This window comes from Bartonella sp. CR84HXZ, assembly GCF_042194535.1.
GTDB lineage: Bacteria > Pseudomonadota > Alphaproteobacteria > Rhizobiales > Rhizobiaceae > Bartonella > Bartonella grahamii.
The window spans coordinates 1-7,937 of the sequence record NZ_JBHIMY010000029.1 but is presented as its reverse complement, the minus strand read 5'-3'; the positions used below and the strand labels follow the sequence as shown (position 1 = coordinate 7,937).

Annotated in this window: 2 protein-coding genes and 1 pseudogene; 1 reads left to right on the top strand and 2 read right to left on the bottom strand. The window is 36.0% G+C overall.

The window, feature by feature from the left end:
* Positions 1–211, bottom strand: a pseudogene (locus tag ACFIKD_RS08465) (hypothetical protein); the annotation flags it as partial.
* 1,440 nt (positions 212–1,651) lie between these two features.
* Positions 1,652–6,640, bottom strand: coding sequence for a DEAD/DEAH box helicase (locus ACFIKD_RS08460; protein ID WP_375647752.1), 4,989 nt, complete (start codon positions 6,638–6,640; stop codon positions 1,652–1,654).
* 605 nt (positions 6,641–7,245) lie between these two features.
* Between ACFIKD_RS08460 and ACFIKD_RS08455 the strand changes: the two genes are divergently transcribed.
* On the top strand, positions 7,246–7,937 hold a 692-nt coding region (locus ACFIKD_RS08455), incomplete at its 3' end, for a POTRA domain-containing protein (RefSeq protein ID WP_375647751.1).

The following is a 7,937-nucleotide window of genomic DNA, read 5'->3' as shown; positions in this document are numbered from 1 at the left end:
CGTATTTTTTTGCAGGCTGTTGTTGATTAACAGGCGCGGTTTCATTTGCAATATTAGAGATAACGGGGGGGATTTTTACTGTATTTTTCATAATTAAAACCTTACGGGTTAATAACGTTTTCAATTGACACTCTATAAGAGCATCGGGCGTTGAAAACACGGCCGTAAGTCCGTTGTTATGCTTTTCCCATAAATGGGTATTGTATGGCATAACCACGCCCGACAAAATTCTCATATACTAACAAAAGCATAAAAGATAGCCAGTATTTTAAAGACATGGGAGAGGCTGTTTCGTAACCTATCCGCTTACGGTTTAAGTGTTTTCATCACTTGATTATTTATATAACAAAATACGTATTTATTGTCAAATAATATTTTATATTTTTTGATACTTTTTTCTTATTTTTTAAATACGTTGTGTATTGATAATGTCTTATGCTTATTAATTGCTTATTTTATATTTATGTACTTTTAAAGCTATATTATTGGCTTTATGAAACGATTGCGTTATGTTTTGAATCTATACATTTATAATATTTAAAAATGCTCTCATCATACGTATTTTTAGTTTTATAACCTATCAATTTTTTTACTAAATGGTTTTTAAGATTTCTGTTAATTTCTTTTAATAACACATTTGCAATTTAACAGCCTTTTATAGCTGTTATGTTCTTTATAGCCATGGCATCATTTTTCATTTTCATAAGAGAAACGATAAATAGGATAATTGTGATTTATTGCTTGTTATGAAAACATCTCAATAGAAACTGATCATTATAGAGATGAGCAAAATCCCTTTTAATAAACTTTTGTCAGTCTTGTCAGTTCTTTTTAGAACCTATATCATTTTTTTTAAATGAGAGAAAATTAAAATCATTATATTTCAATAAGTTAAGTTTTATGAATTTTTCAAAATACAACTTATTAAAATAACCATAACAAATAAATACAACTGTAAATATATATTTGTCAGTTTGTGTCAGTACATTGAATCGACAAAAGTGATCATTTAGTGAATGATTAAAACATGTCTTATGAGAGTATGTGATCTTTTAAAGCCTTTCAAAAGAAAGGGATTATAATCATAAGAAATGCTATCAAGACCATTATGGTTATGAGTTTTGGAGGTTTAGGGGTTTTTGGGGGTTTTGGAGGTGCTTTTTACGCCCCCCCTTTACATATTTTTCAATAAAAAATAAAAGTTTATTATATTTCAATATGTTAACTTTTATCAAGTTTCCAAAAAAAACAACCTATATCAAAATACAACCTGTAAATTCAACTAATGCTATATGTTTTGTAGGGGTTTTGGGGGTTTTAGAAACATTCAAAACCTATAAGTAATATAAGAAAATGAATATACATAACTCTCTTTAAACAAAGCTTCTGATAACAATAAAGCTATCATTTTAGATTACGGTATAACCTCTTAAAGGCAATGTAAAAGAAGCGTATTCACTTTAAGATGGGATTTCTTAAAAGTCTTAAAGCAATTCAAATAAGAGTATTTAAAAGTGCAAGTTTCTTCTTTTTAGAATAACGCATATAGACTATCCTTTTAAAGATTATATGTAAGCAATTTATAAAAGGGGCATAGAACCTATAGGTATAAAACCTTATACCCGTTGTGAGATTATTATGTCTTATAAATCTATTCAGTTTCTCTAATTTCTAATTTTGGTAAGTTCTTAACGATTTTCATTGTTTCCAAACTTACGGTAATAACCCTTTGAAATAACTCTAGAGGGTAGGCAGGGTTGCCAACGGTTTCAATAGCATAGCTATTGGCATCATTAACAATACCACTCTTTTTATCAGTCTTTACACATTGACGCCCCATAACCCATTCAAGAGCGGGTTTACCATTAACGATATACTCATAAGCGTCAAGAGGTATATCTGTTATTGTGATATTGTTATTATAAATAACTGTTGATTTATCTTTCTCTTTACCTGCTTTTGCGAATTTCATTTCAGTTACACAATAGAATTTCTCAGGATTAGAGATCTCTGTAACTTTTGGATTACCCTTTTTAAAGGTTACTGGATAAGGTTCTACAGTTTCATAATTCACGTGCAAATGACCCAGTTTATGTCCTGCTGTTACAAATTTCCAAAAATCATCAGCAGTTTTTACACAAGGGATACGAGGCAATTCCTTAGAGAGATTATCAGCATAACGAGCACGGTAATCTTCCGAATGAAGTAAACCGTAAACATAATAGAATAGATCATCTTTAGTGATTATTTCATTAGGATAAGCAGCTTGAAAATGGGCTAATCCCTCATCAGTAATAGCATCACGCTTCTGTAAACCAGCATTGATGCTTTTTTCTATAGAATTCGTAAATAAATGAGTTTGTTTTTTGTTTCTATCTTTTGAGACCGTAGTGTCTTCGTAAATATAGCGTGGAAAGCATTGACCTTTTTCTATTGCATCTAAACTAGGTAAAGCTTTATTCATCAAAACAGAAAAGCCCCCCATTGCTCCTATACCTGTAACTTGAATTATTTTATTCTCAATCATTTCCCCTATCGGAAATATACGCGGCATTTGATAGACTCTATGGTTAAAAATACGACTATAGTAAAGCCATTGCTTCGTAAAAGGACGATATAGGCTTTGAATAAGACATTTATCTTCAAATTCAAAAACCTTTCCTCTTACAAACTCTTCTTTTAGACTACTACTCCAACAAATTTTTGTAGCATCAACACTAACAAAATTGTTTACAGCATTTGCACGTAACTTACGGTCAGCATGCGGATAGACATTATTAAAACGTTCCACTTCGCTATTATAGAAAGCAATCATATGACTCATATTTTTTGCTAAAACCTCACGGCTTGAGTTATATGCCCAAGCATCACGGTTAGTTTGTATACCACACGAAAAAGTTTCAAAGAGCTTTTTATTATTTTCCTTTTTCTTATTATTACCCTTCTTATCTCCCAAGGTTAGAAAGCTAGCAAAACTGTCATCACGTTGCTTAATCCAGTCACCATGCTTGTCTGGTTTAATCAATTGCCAACCGCTTTCACGCGTGACACCACCAATACTACCAAAGTATTCAAGAGCAGTAAGTTTTTCTTTTGTTGTGAGATTATCACCAATGTCGTGATAGTAAATTTTACAATCTCTAGAAACATTGGGGTTTTTGATAAATAGTGTCACAGCAATACCAGTCATACTACCGTTGCCAAAAACATTTTCACCTTCTTGAGCGTTATTTTTGTTCATCATATTTTTACGAATATCTCCCCGTAAATTAAGCACATAAATACTCGTAAACTCTTTGGCTAAAGATTTTCGTAAGCAGTCCATTGTTGGCTTTTCTACATAACCAGAACCAGAAACAAAGCCGATTACCCCAGCATCAGCAATACGGTCACTAGCCCAACGAATGGCACGAATATAACTATCATAAAGCGCTCGTGTATTTGTTACTTTAGATTGAGCAGCATAGGTTTCACGAATACGGTTATCTAATATGGGATAAGGAGTATTCTTCGCATTATCGTTTTCGCTTTTTTGCCCTACTGAATAAGGAGGATTGCCGAAGATAACTTCAATATTGAGGTTTTTCTGAAGTTCTAAATATTCACTGTTTTTCTCTAGTAAACCTCTCATCAGATCTTGTTTTTCAAGCATCCGGAATGTATCGGTTAAACCAATATGTTTGAAAGGAGTATACTCTCCTTTCTTCAAACTATGATAAGTCGATTCAATGTTAATGGCTGCTATGTAGTACGCTAGCAAAACAATCTCATTGGCATGGATATCATGACGGAACTTATATTCCATATCCTCTGGTTTTATGAGCTTTGATTGTAAAAGCCTTGTGATAAAGGTACCCGTTCCAGTGAAAGGGTCAAGAATAGAAACACCACGTGACCCCAAGCTTTTTCCAAATTCATTGCGTAAAACATCATCAACAGAATGAATGATAAAATCCACGACCTCAACGGGGGTATAAACAATCCCAAGCCTATCCGTGGTTTTCTTAAATGCCTTGGTAAAAAAATCTTCGTAAAGTTTGATAATAAGATTTTGTCTTGCCTGTGGTTCGGTAATGCCAGAGGCACGGAACTTTACGCTGTCATAAAACTCTTGTAATTCTTTGGATTCTTCCTCGATATTGGTTTTGTCGAGTTCTGTTAAGATTTTTTCCATTGCTTGCGAAATGGCATTGTTTTGCACAAATTCATTGCCCTCAAACAAAGCTTCAAACACGGGACGCGTTACAAGATGTTGCGCTAACATCTCAATCGCTTCTTCTTGCTTTATCTCACTGTTTAAGTTGTTTTTTAATTCTTTATAAAACGTATCAAAGGCATGATAAGCTTCGCTTGTCTGATCAGAAAGCATAGTTTGAAGGCGTGTGATATGGTTTTGTGCAATCTCAGCAACATTGCCAGCCCAAATGCCCCAATAATCACTCATGGTAGATTTTTTAACAATCAGTGTTTTGAGAGCATTGGGAAACTCAACAAAAAAGGGTAATCTTCCTGTTACGCTATGACTATGTTGCGGTTCATGTGCTTGTGTCCCAATACGAAGTCCGGATTTTTCTGATTTTTCGTGGAGCGTGATTTCGTCAATAACCGTGGTGACATTCTCTAATTCGGTCTTTTTAGAAACTGTAACAATGTCGATGATAGAGCTTACGTCTTGCCCTAAGACCATCTGGTTAAGGGTTTTACTAAAATTCTCATCATGGGCAAGCAAAGCATTGAGAACTTGCCAGACAACACTGTATCTCTTATTGTTTTTTAATGCCTCTTCTGGTGAAACACCAGCAGGAACACCAACCGGCAAAATGATATAGCCCATCTTTTTGCCTTTTGCACGACGCATCACACGTCCCACTGCTTGTATCACATCCACTTGGCTTTTACGCGGGTGTAAAAACATAACCGCATCAAGGGAAGGAACATCAACACCTTCTGAAAGGCAGCGTACATTGGTTAATATACGGCAGACATTCTCACCCGCATCTTCTTTCAACCAATCAAGTTTTATCGTACGGTTTTTGGCACCAGATTTTCCATTAATATGATCTGCTTGACAGTTAAGAGGGGGAATATTTTTATGGTTTTCATGAAGCTCACGTAAATCTTTCTTAACTTCTTCATCGTTGAATGTTCTACATATGCGTTCAGAAGTATTAATATCTCTACAAAAAGCCAAAGCCCGATGCATGGGTCTTGTATCATCTCCAAGATCAATTTTCAGATCCATTTTGGTAAGAGCTTGATAACAACCCATGATCTTTGTTCTATCATCAAGAATAAGTTCATAATTCTCATCTGTCATCAGATGCTGGATAGATTTACTCACTTCTCCTTCATCAACACCTAAAACGATAATCTTGTAAGGCGTTAAAAGTCCATTTTTTACAGCATGGGAGAAACTATAAGAATAAAGGATTTTTCCATAAAGCTCTTCATCATCCATAGAAGCCAGAACGGCATCAATCTCATTAGCTTGTTTTTTGGCATTATCACTAAAGATACGAGGTGTTGCTGTCATATACAGACGTTTCTTGCCCCGAATAAGGCTATTGTCATGAACCTTGATAAACTCAGATTCACTCTTGTCTGTTCCTAACACAGCTCCAGTGGTACGGTGTGCTTCATCACAAATGATCAGATCAAATTCCGGTAAAGCATATTTCTTTTGCGCATCCGAAATCACTTGTATCGAATGGTAGGTAGCAAAGACCACTGTCATGGCATCAGGAGAAGTCTTATTGGCTTTTTCTCCAAGCTTTTGAGAATCTGTTGTTGCTGGTAGAGCGAGATCCGAGACATCGAGTTCGGCAGCATCATCTTGGGCTTTACGACGCTTACCAACTTGTGTATCAGAACACACGGCAAAGGAACGTAAGGGTATTGCTGTATCTGCTGTCCATTCTCTTATTGTTTGTGACATTAAAGAAAGAGAGGGGACAAGGAATAAAACACGTTTACCTTGACCAGCAAGAGCTTCTGCTATCTTCAGACTGGTAAAGGTCTTTCCCGTTCCACACGCCATAATCAGCTTGCCGCGGTCTGCTTCTTTTAACCCTTCACAAACAGCTTTAAGCGCTTCTTGTTGATGATCTAAAAGATTTTTCGGTTCTTTTTTCTTAAGAGTAGCTTCCCCTTTGCTTTCAAAGGTTGACCAATCTATTTGACTGTTTTCTAAATCAAAAAGATTAATCCGTTGAATGCGGACTCCTTGTCCTTCACAGGTGAGATCGGCATTGTTACTCCAATTACCTTCGGTGCTATCAACCAGAATACGGCGTGTGAAGATCTTTTTTCCCGAGGCAGCAATAAAGCTATCAATATCTTCCTTCTTGATCTGATGATTTGCACTATAAAACTTACATTGAATAGCGGCATATCCTTCTTCATCACGAATTTTAGCAACCAGATCAATGCCAATATCAGTACCATCCCAACCGTGTTCCCGTGCCCAATCTCTATAGGTCTGAACCTTTTCATATTCTTGGCATTGCAGGGGGTCTTGCGTCAAATAAGCAATTACAAACTTTTCAAAAGAAGTTCCTCTATCGCGCGCACTTTCTGTATGATCACGGTAGGATTGTAACAGAGAGCGTAATGTCAGTGGTTTGTTATGAGATTGAAGCATTTATAATAAAACCCCACCGCTTTATAAGCGTTGATCTATCAGTGTCAAAAGACTTTAAATAGAATCTGCTAGATCTATTTAAAACAAATAGCAATAATAAAATAAGAAAAGGGTGCTAAAGACCCACAACCTGCTTAAAAAGAAGTTTTATTAAAGGCTGTTTATCCACAGCCTATGACATGAGGTAAGAACAGCAAAATAGTGAATTTTGCTGTTCGTTTTACGGGTTAATCAAGACAAATGAACTATGTGCCTTGATAGGTTTTATAGATAGGTTTTGAAGGTTTCTCAAACCTTCAAAACTCATAGATTAGGTGTCCTTTGAAGGTTCACTCTATGAATGCAAGGGGATATGGTTGAGCAAATTTATCCTTTATATTTATGGGGATATTGATGTATTAACCATTGACGGGCTAAACAGTTTTGTTTAGAGGTCTTTCTACATAAATGTGGGGGAGAAATCTTCAGCAGTTAAAATAGAGCAGTTTTTGGGTGTCACTTTTTTGGTCACAAAGGCGTGTGCTTTTGTTAAAAGCATCATAGGGCAGTGGCTGTTTTGACTGGTCTTGTTAGAGGTTCCATGAAGTTCTTTTGAAGAATGCTTCATGAATAGTGCAAAGCGGGGGCAATCTGTATTGTTTTGTGTATTTTTACGCCAAAGTTCTCTTTTGAGAATTTTTCGTGCCATTGTTGTTTTCTTTGGCTTGTTTACAGGTGTAAGTGTTTATGCGCGCTCCTCAGCTATTTTTCATTCCCCAACCGATAATTTTTCTCGCCAACAATCTGAGAAGCAGCAATTAGAAAGAATTGAGAATTTACGCGCTTTAACGCCTAAAAGGATCAAGACGCCTTCAGAGCAAAATCCAGAAACGCTTTTAGGTGGGAAGCAATGTTTTCCAATTCATGCTGTTGTTGTTGAGGGAGTGCACCATGTCAAAAAGCGCTCTATATCAGCCGTAACAGAGCCTTATGTTGGAAGATGTATTGGTCTTGTCGACATTCAGCTCTTAATCAAGAAGTTAACCAAAGTTTATTTGGATCAAGGCTATGTGACGGCGCGTTTTTATATTCCTGATCAAGATATCAAAAACAGCAAGACGCTCAAATTTGTTGTCGTTGAGGGCAAGCTCTCAGAGATTTACTATAATGGTTCACCGGCGTCTCGTTATAATAATGTTGTGTGGAGTGCTTTTCCTGGGCTTCAAGGTCATGTTCTGAACATGCGCGATATTGAACAGGGGCTTGATCAGATCAACCGTTTGAGTTCAGCGCACGCTCAAAGCGAACTTCTTCCAGG